At 74.5% G+C, this 23,445-nt stretch carries 21 protein-coding genes; 9 read left to right on the top strand and 12 right to left on the bottom strand.

The window, feature by feature from the left end:
• Positions 1 to 2 precede the first annotated feature (2 nt).
• From OG335_RS25375 to OG335_RS25365, 3 genes are all read left to right on the top strand, one after another.
• The gene (locus OG335_RS25375; RefSeq protein WP_405013415.1) at positions 3 to 1,451 is read left to right on the top strand and encodes an MFS transporter; all 1,449 of its coding nucleotides are present in this window, start codon (positions 3 to 5) and stop codon (positions 1,449 to 1,451) included.
• Positions 1,452 to 1,646: 195 nt separating this feature from the next.
• Entirely contained in the window at positions 1,647 to 2,225 is a 579-nt protein-coding gene (locus OG335_RS25370) for an NADAR family protein (RefSeq protein WP_405013414.1), read from the top strand.
• Between the two features lie 191 nt (positions 2,226 to 2,416).
• Positions 2,417 to 3,802, top strand: coding sequence for a hypothetical protein (locus OG335_RS25365; RefSeq protein WP_405013413.1), 1,386 nt, complete (start codon positions 2,417 to 2,419; stop codon positions 3,800 to 3,802).
• Positions 3,803 to 3,931: 129 nt separating this feature from the next.
• On the opposite strand, the gene OG335_RS25360 is transcribed toward OG335_RS25365, so the two are convergent.
• The gene (locus tag OG335_RS25360; RefSeq protein WP_405013412.1) at positions 3,932 to 5,314 is read right to left on the bottom strand and encodes a glycine--tRNA ligase; all 1,383 of its coding nucleotides are present in this window, start codon (positions 5,312 to 5,314) and stop codon (positions 3,932 to 3,934) included.
• Between the two features lie 212 nt (positions 5,315 to 5,526).
• Here OG335_RS25360 and OG335_RS25355 point away from each other — a divergent pair, with 212 nt between their 5' ends.
• Genes OG335_RS25355 through OG335_RS25340 form a run of 4 tightly spaced genes read left to right on the top strand, consistent with a single transcriptional unit; the run spans position 5,527 to position 8,700 of the window.
• Complete coding sequence (locus tag OG335_RS25355; RefSeq protein WP_405013411.1) at positions 5,527 to 6,510, top strand: metal ABC transporter substrate-binding protein; 984 nt, start codon at positions 5,527 to 5,529, stop codon at positions 6,508 to 6,510.
• 11 nt (positions 6,511 to 6,521) lie between these two features.
• Positions 6,522 to 7,337, top strand: coding sequence for a metal ABC transporter ATP-binding protein (locus OG335_RS25350; protein WP_405013410.1), 816 nt, complete (start codon positions 6,522 to 6,524; stop codon positions 7,335 to 7,337).
• Positions 7,337 to 8,254 (top strand): metal ABC transporter permease, encoded by a 918-nt coding sequence (locus OG335_RS25345; protein WP_405015523.1) that lies wholly within the window; start codon positions 7,337 to 7,339, stop codon positions 8,252 to 8,254. Before OG335_RS25350 ends, OG335_RS25345 begins: the two co-directional genes overlap by 1 nt.
• A gap of 35 nt (positions 8,255 to 8,289) precedes the next feature.
• Positions 8,290 to 8,700: a Fur family transcriptional regulator gene (locus OG335_RS25340; protein ID WP_405013409.1), complete on the top strand. Its 411-nt coding sequence runs from the start codon at positions 8,290 to 8,292 to the stop codon at positions 8,698 to 8,700.
• Positions 8,701 to 8,755: 55 nt separating this feature from the next.
• Here OG335_RS25340 and OG335_RS25335 read toward each other — a convergent pair whose 3' ends face one another.
• From OG335_RS25335 to leuA, 4 genes are all read right to left on the bottom strand, one after another.
• Positions 8,756 to 9,646 carry an isoprenyl transferase gene (locus tag OG335_RS25335; protein ID WP_405013408.1) on the bottom strand — a complete coding sequence of 297 codons (891 nt, stop codon included), beginning with the start codon at positions 9,644 to 9,646 and terminating at the stop codon, positions 8,756 to 8,758.
• Between the two features lie 2 nt (positions 9,647 to 9,648).
• Positions 9,649 to 10,395: a DNA repair protein RecO gene (gene recO / locus OG335_RS25330; RefSeq protein WP_405013407.1), complete on the bottom strand. Its 747-nt coding sequence runs from the start codon at positions 10,393 to 10,395 to the stop codon at positions 9,649 to 9,651.
• Between the two features lie 182 nt (positions 10,396 to 10,577).
• A complete protein-coding gene (locus tag OG335_RS25325; RefSeq protein ID WP_405013406.1) occupies positions 10,578 to 11,255 on the bottom strand; it encodes a TerB family tellurite resistance protein in 678 nt (225 codons plus the stop codon).
• 240 nt (positions 11,256 to 11,495) lie between these two features.
• Positions 11,496 to 13,277, bottom strand: a complete 1,782-nt coding sequence (gene leuA / locus OG335_RS25320; protein WP_405013405.1) for a 2-isopropylmalate synthase — start codon at positions 13,275 to 13,277, stop codon at positions 11,496 to 11,498.
• 308 nt (positions 13,278 to 13,585) lie between these two features.
• On the opposite strand from leuA, the gene OG335_RS25315 reads away from it, so the two are divergent.
• On the top strand, positions 13,586 to 14,644 hold the full coding sequence (locus OG335_RS25315) for a M4 family metallopeptidase (protein WP_405013404.1): 1,059 nt from the start codon (positions 13,586 to 13,588) through the stop codon (positions 14,642 to 14,644).
• 63 nt (positions 14,645 to 14,707) lie between these two features.
• Positions 14,708 to 14,974, top strand: coding sequence for a protealysin inhibitor emfourin (locus OG335_RS25310; protein ID WP_405013403.1), 267 nt, complete (start codon positions 14,708 to 14,710; stop codon positions 14,972 to 14,974).
• A gap of 31 nt (positions 14,975 to 15,005) precedes the next feature.
• Here OG335_RS25310 and OG335_RS25305 read toward each other — a convergent pair whose 3' ends face one another.
• The 7 genes from OG335_RS25305 to OG335_RS25275 form a co-directional block, all read right to left on the bottom strand.
• Positions 15,006 to 15,587 carry a hypothetical protein gene (locus OG335_RS25305; RefSeq protein ID WP_405013402.1) on the bottom strand — a complete coding sequence of 194 codons (582 nt, stop codon included), beginning with the start codon at positions 15,585 to 15,587 and terminating at the stop codon, positions 15,006 to 15,008.
• Between the two features lie 43 nt (positions 15,588 to 15,630).
• Positions 15,631 to 17,109 (bottom strand): M16 family metallopeptidase, encoded by a 1,479-nt coding sequence (locus OG335_RS25300; RefSeq protein ID WP_405013401.1) that lies wholly within the window; start codon positions 17,107 to 17,109, stop codon positions 15,631 to 15,633.
• 115 nt (positions 17,110 to 17,224) lie between these two features.
• Entirely contained in the window at positions 17,225 to 18,052 is an 828-nt protein-coding gene (locus OG335_RS25295; RefSeq protein WP_405013400.1) for a phosphate ABC transporter ATP-binding protein, read from the bottom strand.
• 29 nt (positions 18,053 to 18,081) lie between these two features.
• Positions 18,082 to 19,023 carry a sortase gene (locus OG335_RS25290; protein ID WP_405013399.1) on the bottom strand — a complete coding sequence of 314 codons (942 nt, stop codon included), beginning with the start codon at positions 19,021 to 19,023 and terminating at the stop codon, positions 18,082 to 18,084.
• Entirely contained in the window at positions 19,020 to 20,699 is a 1,680-nt protein-coding gene (locus tag OG335_RS25285) for a hypothetical protein (RefSeq protein ID WP_405013398.1), read from the bottom strand. The genes OG335_RS25290 and OG335_RS25285 overlap by 4 nt, the downstream gene beginning before the upstream one ends.
• A gap of 86 nt (positions 20,700 to 20,785) precedes the next feature.
• On the bottom strand, positions 20,786 to 22,387 hold the full coding sequence (locus tag OG335_RS25280) for an Ig-like domain-containing protein (protein ID WP_405013397.1): 1,602 nt from the start codon (positions 22,385 to 22,387) through the stop codon (positions 20,786 to 20,788).
• A 39-nt stretch (positions 22,388 to 22,426) separates the two neighbouring features.
• Positions 22,427 to 23,428 carry a hypothetical protein gene (locus OG335_RS25275; RefSeq protein ID WP_405013396.1) on the bottom strand — a complete coding sequence of 334 codons (1,002 nt, stop codon included), beginning with the start codon at positions 23,426 to 23,428 and terminating at the stop codon, positions 22,427 to 22,429.
• Between the last annotated feature and the right edge of the window lie 17 nt (positions 23,429 to 23,445).

The following is a 23,445-nucleotide window of genomic DNA, read 5'->3' as shown; positions in this document are numbered from 1 at the left end:
CCGTGACTCAGCAACCGACGCTCTCGCGGACCCCTTCCTCCGCCGCCGCCCCCGGGACGGCCCCGGCCCCCGTCCCCCTGGGCACCGCCGGCCTCGTGACCGTCCTGCTCGGCGCCTTCCTCCCGATGCTCGACTTCTTCATCGTCAACGTCGCCCTGCCCACCGTCGACCACGACCTGGCGGCAGGCCCGGCCGTGCTGGAGCTCGTCGCCGCCGGGTACGGCATCGCCTTCGCCGTGCTCCTCGTGCTCGGCGGCAGGCTCGGCGACGCCCTGGGCCGGCGCCGGCTGCTCGTCGCGGGCGCCGTCGCGTTCGCCCTGACCTCGCTCGCCTGCGGCATCGCCCCCACCGCGTGGACCCTCGTCGCGGCCAGGGTCGCGCAGGGCGCCGCCGCGGCCCTGCTGCTGCCGCAGGTGCTCGCCACCATCACCGCGACAGGCACCGGTGCGCAGCGGGCCCGGGCCCTGAGCATCTACGGCGCCGTCGGCGGGATCTCCGTGGTGATCGGGCAGGTGCTGGGCGGCCTGCTCGTCGCCGCCGACCTGTTCGGCACGGGCTGGCGCGCGGTGTTCCTCGTCAACGTGCCGTTCGCGCTGCTGACCGCCGTGCTCGCCGTCCGGTACGTGCCCGAGACCCGGGCACCGCGGGCGGCCGGCGTCGACCTGCCGGGCACCGCGCTGCTCACGGCGGCCCTGCTGGCCCTGTTCGTCCCCCTCATGGAGGGCAGGGCGGTGGGGTGGCCGCTGTGGACGTGGCTGCTGCTCGGCTCCTTCCCGCTGCTCGCGGCCGCCTTCGCCGCCGTCGAGCGGCGGGCCGAACAGGTCGGCCGCACCCCGCTCGTACCGCTCTCGCTGCTGCGCGTCCCGGAGATGCGGCGCGGGCTGGGCATCGCCCTGCCGTACTTCACCGGGTTCGGCGGCTTCATGTTCGTCGTCGCGATCATGCTGCAGCAGGGCCTGCACCTGGGCCCGGTCGCGGCCGGCTGGGCGCTCGTGCCGATGGCCGTCGGCTACTTCGCCGCCTCGCTCTCCGGTCCCCGGCTGATCGGACGGTTCGGCAGCCGCGTCATCACGGCCGGCGGCGTCGTCCAGGGGCTGGGCCTCCTCACCCTGATCGCGACCGTCCTCGCCGACGGGGCGCACCTCTCGCCGCTGCGCATGCTGCCCGGGGTCGCCCTCGCGGGCATCGGCCAGGGACTGGTGGGCACGCCGCTCTTCCGGGTGGTCCTCTCCACCGTGCCGGCCGGGCGCGCCGGGGTGGGCAGCGGCGTGCTGGCGACGGCTCAGCAGTCGAGCCTGGCCCTGGGCGTGGCGACCCTCGGCACGCTGTTCCTCGCGCTGGCGCCGAGCCAGGGCCTCGACCGGGCGCTGGCCCTCGTGCTGGCCCTGCAACTCGTCGGCTCGGCCGCGATCGTGCTGCTGAGCGCCCGTCTGCCGCGCTCGGTCGGGTGAGTGCACCCGGGCCCGGCGGGCCCGTCACCCGGCCGGTCCCGTCCCGGCGGGGTGACGGGCCCGGCGCGGTGAGGGCACCGGCGGGGTGACGGGACGGGCGCGGCGACGGGACAGGCCAGGACGGGACGGCGCCGGACGGGACCGGCGGCCGAAAACCGGCGGCGGACGCCCGGCGGCGGATGGGACCATGGCGCCATGACGACCACCGGGCCCACCCTGCCGACCGACGCCCGCAGCCGTGAGCAGCTGGCCGCCCTGGTGGCGGCCGGGGCCCGGCCGCGCTACCTGCTCTTCTGGGGGCACCGGCCGGAGCGGGACGGCCGGATCGGCGCGGGGTCGCTCAGCCAGTGGTGGCCCGGCGACATCACCGTCGACGGCGAGACCTACCGCACCGCGGAGCACTGGATGATGGCGGGCAAGGCCCGGCTGTTCGGCGACGAGGGCGTCCGGGCGCAGGTGCTGGCCTCCCGCACGCCGGGCGAGGCGAAGAAGCTCGGCCGGCTCGTCCGCGGCTTCGACGAGAAGCGGTGGGCGGCCGAGCGGTTCGAGCTCGTGGTGCGCGGCAACGTCGAGAAGTTCGGGCAGGACGCCGCCCTGCGGTCCTACCTGCTGGGCACCGGCCACCGGGTGCTCGTGGAGGCGAGCCCGCTCGACCGGGTGTGGGGCATCGGCCTGGCGGCCGACAGCGACGACGCCACCCGCCCGCAGCACTGGCCGGGCCTCAACCTGCTGGGGTTCGCCCTGATGGAGGCCCGCGCCCGCCTCGCGGGCTGACCGGGGCCGGACCGGCGGGCGCGCGAACGTCCGCCACCCGCAAGGGTGTTCACGCCCGATATCTGATGCGGACGAAAACCGGACGTCTCCTGTCCGTAACACGGACGCCGTATCGCTTGGCAAGGATGGCCCGCAGTCAGTGCCGGGGGCCGGCCGAGAGGCCCCGGGGCGGAGAGGGCCGGTCGCGCGCGATGACGGTACAGGAGCTGGGGCCCACGGCAGGGGATGTCCGGCTGCTGCGGACGGAGCTGGACGAACTGCTCCGGGCGCGGCAGTACGCCGCACAGCGCGAACGCCGCCTCACCGAGGCGGTCGGCGCCGCCCGCGAGCCGGACCGCGCGCACGGCTACGCCCAGCCGCAGCGGTACCCCGACCCCGAGCTGCTGCGGCAGCTGGCGCAGGCCCGGACCCTCCGCGAGGGCCTGGGCGTGCGCTGCCTGGAACTGAGCGAGCGCCTGCTGGCGCTGGAGGACGGCCTGCGGCAGCGCGACGCCGCGTGGGCGGACGGGCGGCACGAGGCCGGGGTGCCGGAGGCGGTGCCCGAGCGACCGGCCGCCGACCGGCCCCCCGCCCAGCGCGCCGCGGCCGGCCCGCGGCGCAGGCGTCCGACCGGCGCCCGGTTCGGCGGAGTGTACGAGGACGAGGAGGCCCAGGAGGCCCCCGCAGCCATGGCGGTGCCGGTGGCCGCTCCGGTGGCACCGGCCCGCGGGGCCCGCTTCGGCGGGGTACGGCCCACCGCCGACCCCGCGCCGGAGCCGGCGCCGCAGAGTCCGCCGCCCGTGGAAGCCGCCGCTCCCGCGCCGCGCAGTGCCGAGGAGCTCGCGGGGCTCGCCCAGCGGATCGGCGAGCTGCACCGGCGGGGCTCGACGCACGAGTCGGCGGCGGTCGCGGCGCAGGCGGCGGTGACGCTGGCCCCGCAGGACGTGGCCCGGCTGGCGGCGGCCCTGCGCTCGCGCGGCCCGCACGGCTCGGCGGGCTACCTGGCCCGGGCGGCCGCGCACGGCCCGGCCCGGCAGGCCGCCGACACGCTCGCGGAGCTGCGGCGCACCGGGCTGACGGACGAGGCCGCGGAGCTGTTCCACGCCCTGTGGAGGCTGCCGGCGGCAGCGCTGCCGGAGCTGCTGGCCGCGTTGGAGGCGACCGGCCAGGCGGCCGACGGGCACACCCTGCTGTGGGAGTGGGCCTCCGCTCCCCCGGCCGAACTCGCCTCGCTGGCTGCCCGGTTGTCGGCCGCCGGGCGCACCGGCGACGTGTTCGGGCTGCTGCGCCAGACGGCCGGGCGGCCGGTCGCCGACGTGGTGGCCGCCGTCGGGGAGCTCGGCTCCGCGGCGGGCGGCCCGGAGGGGGCGCAGCTGGCGCTCGCGCTGGTCGGGGAGGTGACGGCACTGCGGTCGGCCGCGGACCTCGCGGAGCTGGGTGCGGCCCTCGTGCGGTGGCCGGTGCTGTACGGGGCGCTGCTGGCGGGGATCGCCGTGCTGGACGAGAGCCGGACGCGGTCGGCGCTGGCCGCGCTGCGCTCGGTCGGTCTGCCGACCGTGCCGACCGCTGCGGCGGGCCGTTCGCGCGGTCGCCGCTGAGCGGCGGGGTGAGCGGCAGGTCGGGCGGGAGGCCTGACGGCACGGCGGGCGGGTGCGGGGTGGCCGGGGAACGGCCGGGCCCCCTCGGCCGAGGACGGCGGAGGGGGCCCGGTCGGGGTCGGCGGGGTGTCAGCAGCCGATGAGGCGCGCGCCCAGGTACGCCTTGACCTGGTCCAGGGAGACGCGCTCCTGGGCCATGGTGTCGCGGTCGCGGACGGTCACCGCGTCGTCCTCGAGGGTGTCGAAGTCGACGGTGACGCAGAACGGCGTGCCGATCTCGTCCTGGCGGCGGTAGCGCTTGCCGATCGCGCCGGCGTCGTCGAACTCGACGTTCCACGCGGTGCGCAGGTCGGCGGCGAGGCCGCGGGCCTTGGGCGAGAGGTCGGCGTTGCGCGAGAGCGGCAGCACCGCGACCTTGACCGGGGCCAGGCGCGGGTCGAGCCGCATGCCGACGCGCTTCTCCATGACGCCCTTGGCGTTGGGCGCCTCGTCCTCGAAGTACGCGTCGAGCAGGAAGGCGAGCATGGCGCGGTTGAGGCCGGCCGCCGGCTCGATGACGTACGGGAAGTAGCGGTCGCCGGACTCCTGGTCGAAGTACTTGAGGTCCTGGCCGGAGTGCTCGCTGTGCACGGCGAGGTCGTAGTCCGTGCGGTTGGCGACGCCCTCCAGCTCGGAGTACTCGGTGCCGCCGAAGTTGAAGCGGTACTCGATGTCGACCGTGCGCTTGGCGTAGTGGGAGAGCTTCTCCTTCGGGTGCTCGAAGAAGCGCATGTTCTCCTCGCGCAGGCCGAGGTCGCGGTACCAGTTCCAGCGCTGCTCGAGCCAGTACTCGTGCCAGGTCTCGTCGTCGCCCGGCTTGACGAAGAACTCCATCTCCATCTGCTCGAACTCGCGGGTGCGGAAGATGAAGTTGCCGGGGGTGATCTCGTTGCGGAAGCTCTTGCCCACCTGGGCGATGCCGAACGGCGGCTTCTTGCGCGAGGTCGTCTGCACGGCCTTGAAGTTGGTGAAGATGCCCTGCGCGGTCTCGGGGCGCAGGTAGGCCAGGCCGGACGCGTCCTCGGTGACACCGAGGTGCGTCTTCAGCATGCCCGAGAACTCCTTGGGCTCCGTGAAGGCGCCCTTGTTGCCGCAGTTCGGGCAGTTGAGGTCGGCCAGGCCGTTCGCCGGCAGCCGGCCGTGCTTGGCCTCGTACGCCTCTTCGAGGTGGTCGGCGCGGAACCGCTTGTGACACGAGAGACACTCGGTGAGCGGGTCGTTGAAGGTGGCGACGTGGCCGGAGGCCTCCCACACCTCGCGCGCGAGGATCACCGACGAGTCGAGGCCGACGACGTCCTCCCGCGCGGTGACCATCGCACGCCACCACTGGCGCTTGATGTTCTCCTTGAGCTCGACGCCCAGTGGACCGTAGTCCCAGGCGGCGCGGGTACCGCCGTAGATCTCGCTGCAGGGGTAGACGAAGCCACGGCGCTTGCTCAGGCTGACGATCGTTTCGATCTTGTCGGCGGCCACAGTGCTCTCTTCATAACGACGGCACGGTCAGGGCACGGCTGGTTGCACGCACCCGAATACCTCAGGTTACCGGGCCCCCGGGTACGGGGTTCAAATCGATTGTGGCCGCGGGCCCCCCGTCCGGCGGGCGGCCGGGGGCCGGACGGCGGACGGCGTGGTCACCCGATCGGGTGAGTTGACAATCATTTCCACATAAGATGAGAATGGTTGTCATGAAGATCCGACGACGCCCCGGGAGCACCCGCCGGCCCACCACCCCGAGAGCCTTCGCCGCCACCGCCCTCACGCTCACCGCCCTCACGCTCACCGCCCTCACGCTCACCGCCTGCGGCGGGAGCGGCGGCGCCGAGGACTCCGGCGGCCGGCTGTCCGTGGTCGCGTCGTTCTATCCGATGCAGTACCTGGCCGCGCAGGTCGGCGGTGACCACGTGAAGGTCACCGGACTCACCGCCCCCGGCGTCGAACCGCACGACCTCGAACTGACCGCCAAGCAGGTCGGCTCCGTGCAGAGGGCCGGCGCCGTCGTGTACCTCAGGGGCCTGCAGCCCACCGTCGACAAGGCCGTCGGGCAGTCCCGCTCGAAGCACGTGGTCGACGCTGCCGCGGCCTCCCCCCTGGTCGACCACCACCTCGACGAGGACACCGGCGAGCACGACGGGCACGCGCCCGCCGAGGGCACCGGCGACCCGCACATATGGCTCGACCCGACCCGCTACGCGACGGTCGCCCAGGCCGTCGGCGCCGAGTTCGCGAAGGCCGACCCCGCCCACGCAGCCGACTACGAGAAGAACACCGCCGACCTCGTCGGCCGGCTCGCCGCGCTGGACGAGGAGTTCCGCACCGGCCTGCAGGGCACCAAGCAGAAGGTGTTCGTCACCAGCCACGCCGCCTTCGGCTACCTGGCCGACCACTACGGCCTCCAGCAGATCGCCATCAGCGGCGTCGACCCCGAGGCCGAGCCCACCCCGGCCCGGCTCGCCGCCATCCACCGGGCCGCCGACCGGCACGGCATCACCACGGTCTTCTTCGAGAGCCTGGTGAGCCCCGCCCTGGCGGACAGCGTCGCGAACGACCTCAAGCTGAAGACCGCCGTCCTCGACCCGATCGAGGGCATCAAGGGCGGCAAGGGCGACTACTTCTCGGTCATGCGGCAGAACCTCGCCCACCTGCGGACCGCGCTCGGCACCACCAGCTGACGGGACACCCCATGAGCTCAGTCATCCCCCGGCGACGCACCGCCGCGACCCCTGCCCCCGACGGCCCCGACCGGCCCGCCGCCGTCCTGCTGCGCGACGCGGTCGCCGCGGTCGGCGGCCGGCCGGTGCTGCGCGGCGTCGACCTCACCGTGCGCCCCGGCGAGGTCGTCGCGCTGCTCGGCGCCAACGGCTCCGGCAAGTCCACCACCGTCAAGGCCGTCATCGGCGGCGTCCGGCTCGACGGCGGCAGCCTGGAGCTGTTCGGCACGCCGTACGGGGCGTTCCGCGACTGGCGGCGCATCGGGTACGTGCCGCAGCGCACCACCGCCGCGGGCGGCGTGCCGGCGACCGTCCGCGAGATCGTCTCCACCGGACGGCTGCCGCAGCACCGGCTGCGGCCCTTCCGCCGCGGCGACCGCGAGGCCGTCGACCGGGCGCTGGCCGCCGTCGGCATGGCGGACCGCGCCGAGGACGGCGTGGCCGGCCTCTCCGGCGGCCAGCACCAGCGGGTGCTGATCGCCCGCGCCCTGGTCGGCGCGCCCGACCTGCTGATCATGGACGAGCCGATGGCCGGCGTCGACGTGGCCAGCCAGCAGGTGCTCGCCGACATCCTCCGCCGGGAGGCCGGACGCGGCTGCGCCGTCCTGCTCGTCCTGCACGAACTCGGGCCGCTGGAGCCGCTGATCGACCGGGCCGTGGTGCTGCGCGACGGCTGCGTCGCCCACGACGGCCCGCCGCCGCGCGGCGTCGGGCAGCACGCCCTGCCCGGCCACGACCACGTGCACCCGCACGCCGACGACCACCGCACCCAGGGACTCCTCGCATGATCGAGATGCTGCAGTACGACTTCATGCAGCGGGCGCTGATCGCCGCCGTGCTGGTCGGCATCACCGCTCCCGCGGTCGGCGTCTACCTCGTGCAGCGGCGCCAGGCCCTGATGGGCGACGGCATCGGCCACATCGCGCTCACCGGCGTCGGCCTGGGCTTCCTCTTCCAGACCAGCCCGGTCTGGATGGCCGTGCTGGTCTGCGTGGTCGGCGCGGTGCTGATGGAGCTCGTCCGCTCGCGCGGCAACCAGCGCGGCGACATCGCGCTCGCCATGCTCTTCTACGGCGGCATGGCCTGCGGCAAACTGCTGGTCAGCGTGAGCGCCGAGGCGGGCAGCGGCAGCCTGGAGAGCTACCTGTGGGGCTCCATCCTGACCGTCTCGCCGTCCGACCTCGCCACCATCGCCGTCCTCGCCGGCACCGTCGTGGCGGTCACCTTCGGACTCCGCCGCCAGCTCTTCGCGATCTGCCAGGACGAGGAGTTCGCCCGGGTCACCGGCATCCCCGTCCGGCTGCTCAACCTGCTGCTCGCGGTGATGGCCGCGGTCACCGTCACGGTCGCGATGCGGGTCGTGGGGCTGCTCCTGGTGAGCGCCCTGATGGTGGTGCCGGTCGCGGCGGCGCAGCAGCTGACCCGGTCGTTCCGGGCCACCCAGACCGCGGCGGTCGGGCTCGGCATCGGCGTCGCCGTGCTGGGCGTGGCCGGTTCGTACCAGGCCGACGTGCCGTCCGGGCCGGCGATCGTGCTGCTCGCGATCGCCGCGTTCGGGATCCTCGGCGCGGTCGCCGGGCCGCTGGCCGCGCGCCGGCACCGGATCGCCCCGGACACGGGTCCGGCGGTGTGCGACGTCGTGCTGCCCGCCCAGGCGCGGGACGGGGAGAGCGAGGTCCCCGCGGGTCAGGGGCTGGCACAATGAGGTGCGACACCACCCCATTCCCAGGAGGACCCACGGTGACGACCGCAGGCCCGACGCCGCGCGCCCGATCCACTCGGCAGCGAGCCGCCGTCTCGGCGGTCCTGGACGAGATCGAGGACTTCCGGAGCGCGCAGGAGCTGCACGACATGCTCAAGCACCGGGGCGACTCGGTCGGTCTGACGACCGTCTACCGGACGCTGCAGTCGCTCGCCGAGGCCGGCGAGGTCGACGTGCTGCGCACCGCCGACGGTGAGGCGGCCTACCGCCGGTGCAGCAGCGGGCACCACCACCACCTGGTGTGCCGGCACTGCGGTGCGACCGTCGAGGTCGAGGGCCCCGCGGTGGAGCGGTGGGCCAACGCCGTCGCCGCCGAGCACGGGTTCAGCGACATCGCGCACACGCTGGAGATCTTCGGCACCTGCGGGGCGTGCGCCGCGAAGGTGTGAGACGTGCGCGCGTGAGGCCCGGGTCGTCGACCCGGGCCTCACGCGCGCACGGGGGTCAGCGCTGCGCGGGCAGCTCGGCCGCGTCCTGGTCGGTGACCTCGTCGCCGTCCTGGTCGGTGACCTCGTCGCCGTCCTGGTCGGTGACCTCGTTGGGCTTGGCGCCGCCGAAGCGGCGGTCGCGCATCGCGAACTGCTCGCAGGCGCGCCACAGGTCGCGGCGGTCGAAGTCCGGCCACAGCACGTCCTGGAAGACCAGCTCGGCGTAGGCCGACTGCCAGGCCAGGAAGTTCGACGTGCGCTGCTCGCCGCTGGGGCGCAGGAAGAGGTCGACGTCCGGCATGTCCGGGTAGTACAGGTACTTGGCGAAGGTCTTCTCGTTGACCTTCTCCGGGTTGAGCCTGCCGGCGGCGACGTCGCGGGCGATGGCCAGGGCGGCGTCGGCGATCTCCGCGCGGCCGCCGTAGTTGACGCAGAAGTACAGCGTCATCGCGTCGTTGCCCTTGGTCTGCTCCTGGGCGACCTGCAGCTCCTGCACGACGCTCTTCCACATGCGCGGCATCCGGCCGGCCCAGCGGATGCGGATGCCCATGGCGTCCATCTCGTCGCGGCGGCGGCGGATGACGTCCCGGTTGAAGTTCATGAGGAACTTCACCTCGTCCGGGGAGCGCTTCCAGTTCTCGGTGGAGAAGGCGTAGAGCGAGAGGTTCTTGACGCCGACCTCCAGGCAGCCGCGCAGGACGTCGAGGACGACCGCCTCGCCGACCCGGTGGCCCTCGGTGCGCGGCAGGCCCCGCTCCTTCGCCCAGCGGCCGTTGCCGTCCATCACGCAGGCGACGTGGTTCGGCACCAGGTCGGCCGGGATCCTCGGCGGCCGGGCGCCGCTCGGGTGAGGGGCCGGGACCTGGTAGTCCCGCTGCTTGCTGCCGAAGAGCCGTCGCGCTGCCATGCTCATTTCTCCACGTATCTCATCGAGCGGATACCCCGCTCCAGGTGCCACTGCAGATAGGCGGCCACCAGCCCGCTGCCCTCGCGCCAGTACCGCGGCGCGCAGGCGTCCGCCGTCCGCCAGTCCCCGGAGAGCAGTGCGCCGAGCAGTACCAGTGTCTCAGGGGAGGGTACGGCACTTCCGGGCACCCGGCAGTCGTGGCAGAGCACGCCGCCCGCCTGCAGCGAGAAGAACCGGTTGGGTCCCGGCAGGCCGCACTTGGCGCAGTCGGTGAAGCTCGCGCCGTAGCCGTTGACGGCGAGCGAGCGCAGCAGGAAGGCGTCCAGCACGAGGTGGGCCTGGTGGGTGCCCTCGGCGAGCGTGCGCAGGCCGCCGACGAGCAGCAGGTACTGCTGCACGGCGGGCTCGCCCTCGTTCTCGGCGAAACGCTCGGCGGTCTCCAGCATCGCGGTGCCGGCGGTGTAGCGGCCGTAGTCGGTGACGATCCGACCGCCGTACGGGGCGATGGTCTCGACCTGCGTGCACAGCGGCAGGGTACGGCCGACGAGGTCGCTGCCGCGGCTGAAGAACTGCACGTCGACGTGGGAGAACGGCTCCAGCCGGGCCCCGAACTTCGACTTCGTGCGGCGCACGCCGCGGGCCACCGCGCGGACCCTGCCGTGCTGGCGGGTGAGCAGCGTGATGATGCGGTCGGCCTCGCCGAGCTTCTGGGTGCGCAGCACCACGCCGTCGTCGCGGTACAGGCTCATGCGGCGGCGCTCCGGGCGGACGTGATGGGCATCCCCCCATTGTCGCGTACGGCGGTGACAGGAACGCCGCGGGCGGGCGGGCAGCCGTGAACCCGCACCCGGGGCAGGGGGGATTGCCCGGTCGGTGCGGGTCACGGCGGGGCCCGGGAGGGGGGAGTCGGGCCCGGATCGGGGCGCCGCCGTCAGCGGGGCGCGCGGGTGGCGGCCTCCAGCAGGTCGTCGACCTGCGGGGCGCCGAGCCGCAGGCACCGCCCGACGGCGGCGAGCGCGGCCCGCTCCTGCGGCAGGTAGCGGCCGTCGGCGAGGGCGATCCAGGCGCCCTGCAGGAGGAGCCGCTCGCGGCCGCCCGGGGCGAGGTGCGGGGCGAGCGGTTCGAGGGCCGCGTGGAGCTCGATGGCGAGGCCGCCGGCACCGGCGGCGGTGCCGTCGTCGACGTCCTGCGGCGCGCCGCCGCTGCACCCGGTGAGGGCGGCGAGCGCGGCGAGCACCTGCGCCTCGCCGCAGTCGTCGAAGCCGGCCTCGCGGATCAGCCCGCAGGCGGCGTCCCGGCCGGCCCGGCTGCCGGCGCCGCCGGCGGCGAGCACGGCGAGCGCGATCGTGTACTGCGCGTCGCGGAGCATCGCGGCGAGGCGCACGCTGGTGAGCTGCTCCAGCGTCTCGACGCCGTACCGGCCGTGGCAGCTGGTGCACTGGACACTGCCGATGACCGGACCGAGCGGGAGCACCGGGGTGCCGAGCAGCCGCAGCCACCGTCGGCCGTGCTGCCGGCGGTAGTTGCGGTCGCCACCGCAGCCCGGGCAGAAGAAGTCACCGAGGACGTCAGTCCGCCAGCGAGGACGGACACCCCACAACCCTGTCACGGCGCCACTCCCCAGACATGGCAGGCGGCCTGCACATCTGCGGGCAGGTCACGCGACCGGACTCCGCGGGCGTCCCACCGACCCCGGTTCCGGTGCGTCGATGTTGCCACGGTTACGGGCACGTGTCAGCACCCCGAACGGGTGCCGCGAGGAAAAAATGTGGCGCAGGCCACACCGGGTGTCCGAACGGCGAGGAGCCGCCCTCCCGGGCGGCCCCTCGTGTGCGGACGGTACGGGGGGTCAGCCGCGCTGCGCCCGGTTGACGGCACTGACCAGAGCCTTCAGGGAGGCCAGCACGGTGTTGCCGTCGATGCCGACGCCCCACAGCACCTTGCCGTCGACGGCGCACTCGACGTACGCGGCGGCCTGGGCGTCGCCGCCCTCGCTCAGGGCGTGCTCGGCGTAGTCCAGCACGCGGACGTCCTGGCCGACGCCGGCCAGCGCGTCGACGAACGCGGAGACCGGGCCGTTGCCGGAGCCGGTCAGGGTGACCCGCTCGCCGTCGACGACGGCCTCGGCGGACAGCACGTCACGGCCGTCCTCGGTGGTCAGGCTGCGCGGGCCGTCCAGGGAGATCCGGCCCCACGGGTTGGCCGGGGTGGGCAGGTACTCGTCCTGGAAGACGGCCCAGATCTCGGCCGGGGTGACCTCGCCGCCCTCGGCGTCGGTCTTCGACTGGATGGTCCGCGAGAACTCGATCTGCATCCGGCGCGGCAGGTCCAGCTTGTGGTCGTTCTTCAGGACGTAGGCGATGCCGCCCTTGCCGGACTGGCTGTTGACCCGGATGACGGCCTCGTACGAGCGGCCGACGTCCTTCGGGTCGATCGGCAGGTACGGCACGCCCCAGGTGTGCTCGCCGACCGGCACCCCGGCGGCGGCGGCGTCGGCCTCCAGCGCGTCGAAGCCCTTCTTGATGGCGTCCTGGTGGGAGCCGGAGAACGACGTGTAGACCAGGTCGCCCGCGTACGGGTGGCGCTCGGCGACGCCCATCTGGTTGCAGTACTCGGCGGTGCGGCGGATCTCGTCGATGTCCGAGAAGTCGATCATCGGGTCGACGCCCTGCGAGAAGAGGTTCATGCCGACGTTGACCAGGTCCAGGTTGCCGGTGCGCTCGCCCTGGCCGAACAGACAGCCCTCGACGCGGTCGGCGCCGGCCATCACGGCCAGCTCGGCGGAGGCCACGCCGGTGCCGCGGTCGTTGTGCGGGTGGGTCGACAGGCAGACGAACTCGCGGCGGGACAGGTTCCGCGACATCCACTCGATCTTGTCGGCGTAGACGTTCGGGGTGGACCGCTCGACGGTGGTCGGCAGGTTCAGGATGATCTCGCGGCCCTCACCGGGCTGCCAGACGTCCATGACCGCCTCGCAGACCTCCAGGGCGAAGTCCAGCTCGGTGTCGATGAAGATCTCGGGCGAGTACTCGTAGCCCAGGACGGTCTCGTCGCCCAGGATCTTCTCCGCGTACTCCATCACCAGGCGGGTGCCGTCCACGGCGATCGCCTTGATGTCGTCCCTGCTGCCCTTGAAGACCACCCGGCGGAACAGCGGCGAGGTGGCGTTGTACAGGTGCACGGTGGCCCGCGGCGCGCCCTTCAGCGACTCCACGGTGCGCTCGATCAGGTCCTCGCGGGCCTGGGTCAGCACCGAGATGGTGACGTCCGCCGGGATCGCGCCCTCCTCGATCAGCGAGCGGACGAAGTTGAAGTCCGTGGCGCCGGAGGACGGGAAGCCGACCTCGATCTCCTTGTAGCCCATGCGCACCAGCAGGTCGAACATCTTGCGCTTGCGGGCCGGCGACATGGGGTCGATCAGGGCCTGGTTGCCGTCGCGCAGATCGGTGGAGAGCCAGCGCGGGGCCTGCGCGATGACCTTGGACGGCCAGGTGCGGTCCGGCAGGTCGACGGTGCCGAAGGGTACGTAGCGGTGGAACGGCATCCCGGAGGGCTGCTGCCGCACCGTGTGCGCCGTGATCGGGGTGGGGCGGTCGATGAACGCGCGGGCGACGGACGACTGCTCGGTCATGGGTGACTCTCGGCTTCCATGTCGATTGCGGGCTGATCGGGGGCTTGGACACCCGAACTCGGCCGACTGGTGTGCCGCATCCAGAAAGGGCGCAACACGGCTCCCCGCGGCAAGGGAGCCGGCCTCGATGGACTACAGGCCCTCGCCGCGGCAGCTAAGAAGAAGCAGCCCGTAACGCATGATGTGCACCAGCGTAACCCAGCCGCCGGAGCATACGAAGCGGGTCCGGCGGCGATTCCACCCACTGAGACGGACGGAACACCGCAGGGGTGGTGACAATTCGTCATGGATGCGTCACCCTGGGCGACATGGCAGCGACCTCCGCGCACCTCCAGACGCCCCCTCCGCCGCCCCCTCCCCCGCGCTGCGCCATCGTGCCGCCGCACATCCTGCGACGGCTCGCCGACCGGGGCCACGGCCCCGCACGGCGCTCCCTCGCCCTCGACACCGGCCTGCGCGAACAGCGCCTCACCGCGGCCCCGCCGGTCGCCGCGACGCAGCACCTCACCCGCACCGTCGCCGACGCCCGGCACACCGAGACGCTGCCCGGCCGCACCGTCCGCCGCGAGGGCGGCCCGGCCGGCGCGGACGCCTCCGTCGACCGCGCCTACGACGGGCTCGGCGCCACCTTCGCGCTGTTCCGCGAGGTCTACGGCCGCGCCTCGATCGACGACGCCTGGCTGCCGCTCGACGCCACCGTGCACTACGGCGAGCGCTACGACAACGCCTTCTGGAACGGCGAGCGCATGGTCTTCGGCGACGGCGACGGCGAGATCTTCACCGACTTCACCGGCTGCCTCGACGTCATAGGCCACGAACTCACCCACGGCATCACGCAGTTCACCGCCGAGCTGGAGTACCGCAACCAGTCGGGCGCCCTCAACGAATCGCTCTCCGACGTCTTCGGCTCCCTCGTCAAGCAGTACGCCCTCGGGCAGACCGCCGCCGAGGCCGACTGGCTCATAGGCGCCGGCCTGCTCGCCCCCGGCATCCACGGCACCGCCCTGCGCTCGATGAAGGCCCCCGGCACCGCCTACGACGACGAACGCCTCGGCACCGACCCGCAGCCCTCCCACATGGACGGCTTCGTGCACACCACCCGCGACGGCGGCGGCGTGCACATCAACTCCGGCATCCCCAACCACGCCTTCTACCTCGCGGCGCAGGCCCTCGGCGGCCACGCCTGGCAGGGCGCCGGCCGGATCTGGTACGACACCCTCACCGGCGGCCTGCTCTCCCCCTCCAGCGGCTTCGCCGCCTTCGCCCGCGCCACCGTGGCCACCGCGAGCTCGCACAACCCCGGCTACACCGGTGTCGCCGACGCCGTCGCCGACGCCTGGTCACAGGTCGGGGTCGACACCGACTGACGGACGGGTGGAGTCTGTGAAAGATCTCGGCAAAGCCCAGCCCTGCGTAGCACACTGACAACCATGCGTATCCAGGTCACCCGGACCGGCGGTTTCGCCGGCCTCGTCGCGCACGCCGAGCTGGACACCGCCGAACGCCCCGACGCGCCGCACGTGCACGCGCTGGCCCGCGAGGCGGTGGCCGGCGGACTCCGCGCCCCCTCGTACGGCGTGCCCGACGGCTTCCACTACGAGATCACCGTCGACGGCCGCACGGTCTACTGCGCCGACCCGAAGCTCAGCGACTCCCAGCGGGAGCTCGTCGGCCTGGTGCTCCGCGAAGGGGCGTGAGCACCGGGCCGCGACCCGGGCGGCGGCCGGGTCAGCGCCCCTTCGCCTCGAAGCGCACGAACTCCCGCCCGCCGGGCCCCGCCTGCGCCAGCAGCGACTGGCCGACCACTGCGTCCGGCGCACCCACCAGCGCGCACATCCGGCGCAGCACGTCCGTGCCGCTCGGCCGGGTGCCGTCCGGCGCCGGGTCGTTGCGCACCTCCGCCAGCGCGGCCGGATCGCGCAGCCCGGCCTTCCCGGCGATCTTCGCGCAGTACGCGTCCCAGTCGGCCCGGTGCGCGGCCAGCCCCGCCGGGTCGGCGGGCGGCGTCCAGTCGGCGGCCCAGCCCAGCTCGTGGCAGCCGCCCCCGGCGAAGCAGGCGGTGGCGAAGGCGCACCGGCCGTCGTCCTGCAACAGCCAGACGGCGGCCTTCAGCTCGAAGGCGAGGTCCCAGGCCGGGTTCAGCAGGCGCTGCTGGGAGATCCGGCCGAACCGCGCCCTGGGCGGGTCGAAGAGCAGGGACGTCCCACCGGCGGGCCCGCCGGAGTAGAGGTAGCCGCCCACCCTGGAGCGCCGGAGCGCGGTGAGGACGGGCTCGGCGGGGGCGGCGGTGACGGCGGCGTACGTGGGCACGGCGGTTCCAGTCGGTCGGGGCGTGCGGGGCGGAGCGGCGCGCTCAGTCGGCGGGGCGGAAGGCCGAGGCCGGGTAGCGCAGCGCGGCCGGCACGGCGGCGTCGATGGCGGCGACGGCCGGGCCGATCCCGGCGAAGAAGTCCGGCAGGACCGGCACCGAGCAGGTGCTGCGGCCGAACACGACCCGGCCCGGGCCGCGCATCTCCACGCCGACGACCTCGGCGAAGGGCACGCCGTGCACCTCACCGTCCGGGCCGCGCAGCCACACGCCGTGCGCGTCCACGCCGAGCCTGACCCGCCGGGCCGCGGAGGAGAGCAGGCGGTCCGTCAGCGAGGGGCGGAACACCTGCGCGCCAGCCGGGAGTTCGCGGCCCACGATGCAGGAGTGCTTCGGAAGCGGCCGGCCGTCCGGCAGCCGGACGTCCAGCTCGACGCCGCAGGGGACGACCACGAGGACCGTCTCCAGGGCGGCCGCGAAGGCCGCCCTGACCTCCTCGGGCGTGGTCTCCCCCAGGGCCGCGAGGCGGGGCTCCGCCTCCTGGAAGACGTCGTCGAACAGCAGCGCCCCGGCGGCCTCGCCGAGCCCGCCGAGCACGGCCCGCGGGTCCAGCAGGGCCTCCCGGAGGCCCTCCACCTCGTCGGCGAGCTCGGCGTCGGTGACGCCGTCCCGGGCGACCTTCAGCACCTCCTGCCAGAGGAGCTCGGCGACCCGCTGCTCCTGGCCGTCCCGGGCGTCCAGGCACACGGTGCGCTCGCCGGAGCCGGGCCCGGTGAAGACGTTGTCGCCGCCGACGTCGTAGGAGAGGCCGTGCTCGTGGCGGACGGTGCGGCGCAGGCGCTCGGAGAGCACGGTGAAGGCGAGCAGCAGGGCGGGGTCGTCGAGATCGCCGCGCAGCGTGAGGCCGAGGCCGGGGAGGTCCTCCTGCCACCAGGCGGGGCCGGGGAGCAGGACCTCGGGGGCGGCCGTGCGGTCGGGGCGCACACCGTCCGGCAGGGGCAGCCGCAGGCCGGCCGGTGGCGGCCCGGTGAGCAGCAGGACGGCGTTGCCGCGGTGGAAGTGCCGGGAGACGGTGTCGCGGACGGCCTCGACCGGGATGCGGTCCGCGCCGGGCCCGGTGTACGCGGCGAGGCCGGGCCCCTGCACACCGTAGCGGCCGGAGAGCAGTTCGGCCGTGACGGGGTCGGCGACGCGGCCCTCCTCGGCGGCGAGGACGCCTGCCTCGCGGTCGATGCGGTCCAGCGGCAGGTCGGCGAGCGCCTCGCAGACCGCGGCGAGGAAGGCGGTGACCTGCTCCGGGCGGCCGGAGCAGGTGAACTGCGTGGTCGCGAGGTCGACCGAGGCGTTGTGCTCGTGGTGCAGCCGGGGCAGCGTGCTCATCGCGAGGTGTTCGACGAGATGCGTCACGCCGGCGGTGCGCAGCGTCTCGTCCCGCACGCCGCACCCGACCATGAGGACGGCTTCCAGGGGGCCGGGCGCTTCCGCCCAGAGGACGGGCACACCGTCGATGACCTCGCGATTCATCGGGCGATCATACGATGGGATTCCTTGACCTCCGCATGACGATTCGATGACGGTCCGCCCACCCCGCCTGCCGCCCCGCCGACCTCCCCGCCGCCCCTCCGCCGACGCCGCCCGCTCAGCCGAAGCGGCCGTTGACGTAGTCCTCCGTCCGGGAGTCCGCCGGGGCACCGAACATCGCGTCCGTCGGCCCGTGCTCCACGATCGCCCCCGGGGTGCCCTGCTCCGCGAGGAAGAACGCGCACCGGTCGGAGACCCGCTGGGCCTGCTGCATGTTGTGGGTGACGATCACGATCGTCACCTCGTCGACCAGCTCCCGGATGGTCCGCTCGATCCGGCGGGTCGACGTCGGGTCGAGCGCCGAGCACGGCTCGTCCATCAGCAGCACCTTCGGCCGCACCGCCAGCGAACGGGCGATGCACAGGCGCTGCTGCTGGCCGCCGGAGAGCGCACCGCCCGGCTGCCGCAGCCGGTCCGCCACCTCCTTCCACAGGCCCGCCTTGGTCAGGCACTCCTCCACCAGGTGGTCCTTCTCCGACCGGGACGCCCGCAGGCCCGTCAGCCGGAGCCCGGCCACCACGTTGTCGTAGATCGACATGGCCGGGAACGGGTTCGGCTTCTGGAAGACCATGCCGATGTCGCGGCGGGCCGCCGTGAGCCGCTTGCCCGCCGCGTACACGTCCTCGCCGTCGAGCAGCACCTCGCCCGCCAGCGCGGCCCCGGGGATCAGCTCGTGCATCCGGTTGAGGATGCGCAGGAACGTCGACTTGCCGCAACCGGACGGGCCGATCAGCGCGGTGACCTGCCCGGCAGGCATGGTGAGGGACACCTGCTCCAGCACCCGGCGGTCGCCGAACCAGGCCGACACCGCACGCGCGTCCAGGGTGCCCGCCGCGCTCGGCAGGGCGGTGTCGGGCCGCAGGTCGGTCCGGTCGGTGACGGTCATGGTGCAGGTTCCTTCCGAGTGGCGGTACGTCAGATCAGGTTGGGCAGCAGCCGGGCGACCTCGTCGGCGACCGCCAGGGCCAGGGCGGAGAGCACCGGCACCCCGACGAGCCAGGCCTGGCGCCGCCCCCAGCCCGCCCACGCCGCGGCCAGGGCGACGGCGGCGAGCAGCAGCCCCTCGCCCCACAGCACCAGCGGCACCCACGCGCCGTCGTCCCGCCCCATCGCCTTCTCCCCCGCGGGCAGCGCGGCCGGGGTCAGCGGGCGGGCGTTCGCCGGTTTCACCGCGGTCATCTGGTCGGCGTCGACCAGCAGCGTGCCGGACGGGGCGTAGCGCGGGCCCGCCCCCGTCACCAGGACGATCCGCCCGGCACCGGCCTTCACCGCGGGCGGCATCGGATCACCGGCCCGCCGCACCGCCACCACCCGGAAGCGGTGCGTGCCCTGCCCGGTGGTGACGGTGAACGTCTCACCGGTGCGCAGCTGCGCCAGCGTGCCGAACGGGCCGCCGTAGCCGCTCTGTCGGCCGAGCAGCACGCTGGTGCCGGCCTGGCCGGGCATCGGGGTGTCCCGCCGGTGTCCGGGGCCGTACTCCAGCACGCCTCCGGCGGTGCCCTCCCGCACGACCTCGCGCAGGCCGAGCTGCGGGATCTCCAGCAGGGCGACCGGGGTGCCGGGCACGACGGGTGTGCCGTCGTGCCCGAGCTGTCCGATGGGGGCGGTGCCGAGCGCCAGGCTCTCGCGCAGCTGCGCGTAGCCGGTCTCCGCGTCGCGCAGGTGGCGCAGGCCGCCGAGCGGGCCGAGTTCGAGCAGCAGCCCGAGCAGCAGGGCGGCGGTGATGACGAGGGCGGCGCCGACCAGCTGCGGGCCGTCCGGGAGGGGCGGCCGCCGCTCCGGCCGTGCGGGCGGGACGGCGGGCGGGGTGGGGAGCGGGACGGCGGGCGGCACGGGAGGCGCCTCGGTGAGGGTCATGCGCGGGCCTCCGCGGCGCCGCCGCGGCGGGCGAGGCGGCGGCGCACCAGGCCGCCGCCGGCCGCGCCGAGCACCAGCACGCCGGCGCCGATCGCCCACGCGGCGGCCGACGGGCCGCCGCCCGGCTCGGCGGCCGCGGCGGCCTGCCCGGCCGGGACGGGCGGCTGCGCCGCCGGGTCGGCCGCGGCGGCGTGCACGAGGCCCTCCGGGGCGACGGTGGCCGCCTGCCACGTGGTCGGCGAGGAGAAGGTCAGCACCCCGGCGAAGTCGCGCAGCGCGGTGGGGTTGACCTTGTTCCGGCAGCTGGCGGTGACGGTGTACGCGCCGTGCAGCGGGGCGGCGCCGGCCCGGTTGGCGACCACCCGCAGGGTGTTGCCGAGCGGCACGACGTACCCGCCGTTGGCGGCCGGCCGGTAGACGGCGGCCGCGACGGTGCCGGTCAGCGCGGCGCCTTCGGCGGGGAAGCCGGCACCGGTGATCCGGACGGTCAGGTAGTCGGCGGCCGGGTTCGGGCAGAGCCCGGAGGTGACGACGTCGATGGCGTCGTCGTCGTGGCCGGTCGCGTAGTCGAACGCGAGGGTGCCGGTGCCGGCGGCCCGGGCGACCGGGGCGGCCGCGAACTGGCCCGCCAGCAGCAGGACGGCGAGCGCCACCGCACCGGCAACCACCGGCACGGCGGCGGCGGGCGCGGCGGGCCGCGCGGGCGGCGCGCCGCGGCGGCGCCACCACCGGCCGGCGATCAGCCCCGCGGGCAGCAGCACCGCGAGCAGCGCCCACGGCACGGACGCGAAGCGCTGCTTGCGGACGCTCCCGGCGAGGTCGGGGTCCTTGTCGCCGGGGACCGGCAGCGGGTCGACGGTGATGCCGGCGGTGCCCCACAGGGTCGGGTAGGCACCGGTGACCTCGACGCGGTGGGCGACCGCGTTGCCCGGCAGCAGCTCCGCCAGTGCGGCGGGCGCCGTACCGGTGGCGACCGTGCCGAACACGTTGGCGACCCGGACGGCCTGACGGCCCGCGAGCCGGACGTTGCCGGTGTTGCGGACGGTGTAGGTGACCGTGGTGCGGCCGGTGGCGAGCGGGTTGACGCTCGGGTGGTAGACGGAGTGCACGTCCTCGACGGTGAGTTCGGCCTTCAGGTCGCCCGCCACCCGCACGTGCACCCGGGCGCCGACCCGCTGGTCGACGGTGACGGTGTTGCCCTGGGCGTCCTTCGTCTCCTGCCGCAGCGCGGCGACGATCCCGGCCGCGTGGTCGCCGGGGGTCGCGGCGACGGGCACGGCGAGCGTGAACGGCACGATCTGCCGGCTGCGGGCGGGCAGCGTGAGCGAGGTGGCCGCGGTGCGCAGCCACGAGCCGGCCTGCGTGGACGGCCGGCCCTCGGGGAGGACGTCGTAGCCGCCGGTGTCGGTGTTGAAGGCGTCCGCGGGGTAGATCCGCACGGTGACGGGGCGGTCGCCGTAGTTCCACACCGCCACGTGGTCCTTGACGACGGCGCCGGGCGTGGCGCCGTACGAGAACGAGCCGCGGGTGTCGGGGGCGGTGGCGGAGGCCGGCTGGATGCCGAAGGTCTGCGCCTGTACGGGCTGCGGCGCGCCCCCGTCGGCGGCACGGGCGGTCGGGCCGAGCGGCAGCAGGGCCAGCAGGACGGGGGCCAGGAGCAGGAGCCAGCGGCGCATCGGCGGCATCATCCTCGGGTGCGGGGTTCGGATCGGGGGCCGGGCCGCCCGGTGGGGGCGGCCCGGCAGGACCGGCTGACCTGGGGTCAGATCGCGGTCAGGGTGAGCACGCCCTGGTAGGTGCCTGCCAGGGTCGAGGTCGGCGCGAGCAGGGTGAGGTCGGCGCCGAGCTTGGCGGTGCCGAGGCCGGTGGCGGTGGCCAGGGTCCGGGAGGACTTCAGGCCGAGCGCACCGGCGTCGTTCGCCTCGACCGCGTTGGCCGGGGCGACCTGCCCGCCGAGGGTGACCTTGAGGCCGTCGCCCTTGGAGACCAGGGCCGGTGCCCAGCCGAGGTTCTGCGCGTTGATGGCGTTGCCGCCGGAGGTGAACTGCGCGACCTGGCCGCTGACCGACCAGCCGGGGGCGCCGGCGCGGGTGTCGGTGACGGTGACGGCCTGGATCGGGCCGGCCGCCGAGTACAGCGTGCTGGTGGAGTTCAGCGCGAGCGGCGGCAGGGTGACGTTGCCGCCGGCCACGCTGATCACCAGGGCGCCCGGGGCGACGGTGGTGGTGATGGTCTCGGAGACCGGGGCGGGCGCGGTCGGGTCGCCGGGGTTCGGCGGGGTGACGACCGCGGTGACGGTGAACGGCACCGCGGCGGACGCCGAGGCGGCGAACTGCGCGGCGTCGGACGGGGTGAAGGCGGCGGTGACGGCGTGGTCCCCCTCGGCGAGGTCGCTCACGGTCGCCGAGGCGGTGCCGCCGGAGACGGCGACCGGGGAGCCGAGCGGGGTGCCGTGGTCGGCGAACTGCACGGTGCCCGGGGCGTTCGGCGAGACCGTGGCGGTGAGCTGCACGGGGCTGCCCTTGGCGGCCGAGCCGGACGGGCTGATCGCGAGCGCCGTGGTGGTGGCGGTCGCCCCCTGCGGGCTGACGGTGTAGGCGGTGGCCGCCGACGCCGAGCCGAGGTAGTGCGCGTCGGTGGAGGTGAAGACGGCCGACAGGCTGTGCGCGCCCTGGGCGAGGGTGGAGACGGTCAGCTCGGCCTGGCCGGAGGCCACCGCGACCGGGGAGCCGACCGGGGTGGTGCCGTCGAGGAACTGCACGGTGCCGGCGGCGGCCGGGGAGACCGCGGCGGTCAGCTTGACGTCCGAGCCGACGGTGGCCGAGGAGCCCGGGGTGACGGTGAGCGTGGTGGTGGTGGCGACGGCCGCCGGGGCGTTCGGGTCGGTCGAGGTGTAGGCGGTGGGGCTGGTGAACCGGACCGAGCCGACGAAGTCGCCGAAGTACGTCACGCCGATCTTGTTACGGCAGCGCAGGTGGAACTCGTACGTGCCGGTCAGCGTGGAGAAGCCGTTCTTCTGCGCGAAGCTGCGCATGGTGTCGTTCAGCGGCACGGTCATCCGGCCCTGCGCGTCGGGCGGGAAGACCGACTGGGCCTGGTTGAGGGAGGCGCCGTAGCCCTCGGCCGGGAAGCCCTGGCCGAGGACGAGCAGCTGCAGGTTGGTGCCGCCGGGGCAGCTGCCGGAGGAGACGACGCTCATGAGCTCGTCGTCCGCGCCGGTGGCGGGGTTGACGGTCAGGGTGCCGATGGTGGGGCTGGCGTCGTCGGCGTACGCGGTGGCGGCGCCGAGCACGGTGGCGGAGGCGGCGGCCAGCAGGGTGGCCGCGCCGAGCGCGACGGTGCGCTGGATACGGAGGGTCTTCACGGTGTCAACAGCCTTTGCTCGGAGGGTGGTGGGCGTGCGTCAGCCGGTGGTGCGGGACGTGTCGCCGCAGTTGGCGTTGGTGCCGAAGCCGTACTGCTTGATGAGGGCGGGCTGCTGGCAGATCGCCGAGCCGCCGCCGACGAAGACGTCGCTCCACGGGCTCGTCCCGACCTTGGACGTCGGGATCACGTTGTAGACGTCGCGGGTGGCCGCGGCGCCGGTGTTGAGCAGCACCGAGGGCACGCCGTTGATGTTGCCGAGCTGGGCGGTGCCGCGGAGGTCGGCGATGGTGCCGGAGCTCTGCGCGATGTACTGGGCGATGGAGAACGGCACCAGGGAGTTGGGGTCGAGGACGCGGCCGTCGTGCTCCTCGATCTTCTTGCCGCCCTTGGTGTCGGTGACGCACGGGTACTTGCCCGCCACGACGTCGGCCTCGGTGATGCCGACCGTCGACTCCCAGAAGCTGCGGGTGCCGGAGCCCGCCTGCGGCAGCATCGGGTGCACCAGGTAGGTCGGGCCGGTGCCGACGTAGCCGGGGTCGCAGCTGTAGATGGCGTGCAGGTCGGCGGTGGAGAGGTCGAGCGGCAGGGAACTGCCCGCGCTGACGGCGTAGGTGACACCGTCGACCGCGAACGGCACGTAGGTGAGACCGGGGGTGGCGGCCGCCAGGTTGAGGCTGGAGGAGCGGGAGAACTGCAGGCAGTTGTTGCCCTTGTTGAGCTCGTTGAGCAGGGTGGTGCGACCGGCGCCGGAGCCGTTCGGCCGGTTGAGGCCCTGGCAGGCCGCGGCGGCCTGGGGGCTGATGGTGGCCGAGCCGACCGCGTCGTACGAGCCGATGACCTTCTGGCCGTTGACGGTGACCACGTTCGACAGCGCGTTCATGACGCCCTGGGTGGTGTCCGAGCCGACGCCGGCGAGCGGGCGGTGGACCGGCGTGCCGGACGGGTCGGCGTGGGCGGTGCCGGTGCCGGCCACGAGCAGGCCGAGGCCGCTGAGGACGGTGACGCACTTGGCGAACGTGCGCTTGCTGGACGTGTGCACGGGTTCTCCCCTGGAAA

Origin of the sequence: Kitasatospora sp. NBC_01539 (genome assembly GCF_045040525.1) — a bacterium.
GTDB lineage: Bacteria > Actinomycetota > Actinomycetes > Streptomycetales > Streptomycetaceae > Kitasatospora.
The sequence above is the reverse complement of the archived record's forward strand: the minus strand, read 5'-3'. Positions and strand labels throughout refer to the sequence as shown.

Excerpts from the sequence above, each read along its gene's own strand:
- OG335_RS25370 (WP_405013414.1), top strand. The coding sequence starts at position 1,647 with ATGACGACCACCGGGCCCACCCTGCCGACCGACGCCCGCAGCCGTGAG.
- OG335_RS25365 (WP_405013413.1), top strand. The coding sequence starts at position 2,417 with ATGACGGTACAGGAGCTGGGGCCCACGGCAGGGGATGTCCGGCTGCTG.
- OG335_RS25355 (WP_405013411.1), top strand. The coding sequence starts at position 5,527 with ATGAAGATCCGACGACGCCCCGGGAGCACCCGCCGGCCCACCACCCCG.
- OG335_RS25350 (WP_405013410.1), top strand. The coding sequence starts at position 6,522 with ATGAGCTCAGTCATCCCCCGGCGACGCACCGCCGCGACCCCTGCCCCC.
- OG335_RS25335 (WP_405013408.1), bottom strand. The coding sequence starts at position 9,646 with ATGGCAGCGCGACGGCTCTTCGGCAGCAAGCAGCGGGACTACCAGGTC.
- recO (WP_405013407.1), bottom strand. The coding sequence starts at position 10,395 with ATGAGCCTGTACCGCGACGACGGCGTGGTGCTGCGCACCCAGAAGCTC.
- leuA (WP_405013405.1), bottom strand. The coding sequence starts at position 13,277 with ATGACCGAGCAGTCGTCCGTCGCCCGCGCGTTCATCGACCGCCCCACC.
- OG335_RS25315 (WP_405013404.1), top strand. The coding sequence starts at position 13,586 with ATGGCAGCGACCTCCGCGCACCTCCAGACGCCCCCTCCGCCGCCCCCT.
- OG335_RS25310 (WP_405013403.1), top strand. The coding sequence starts at position 14,708 with ATGCGTATCCAGGTCACCCGGACCGGCGGTTTCGCCGGCCTCGTCGCG.
- OG335_RS25300 (WP_405013401.1), bottom strand. The coding sequence starts at position 17,109 with ATGAATCGCGAGGTCATCGACGGTGTGCCCGTCCTCTGGGCGGAAGCG.
- OG335_RS25295 (WP_405013400.1), bottom strand. The coding sequence starts at position 18,052 with ATGACCGTCACCGACCGGACCGACCTGCGGCCCGACACCGCCCTGCCG.
- OG335_RS25290 (WP_405013399.1), bottom strand. The coding sequence starts at position 19,023 with ATGACCCTCACCGAGGCGCCTCCCGTGCCGCCCGCCGTCCCGCTCCCC.
- OG335_RS25285 (WP_405013398.1), bottom strand. The coding sequence starts at position 20,699 with ATGCGCCGCTGGCTCCTGCTCCTGGCCCCCGTCCTGCTGGCCCTGCTG.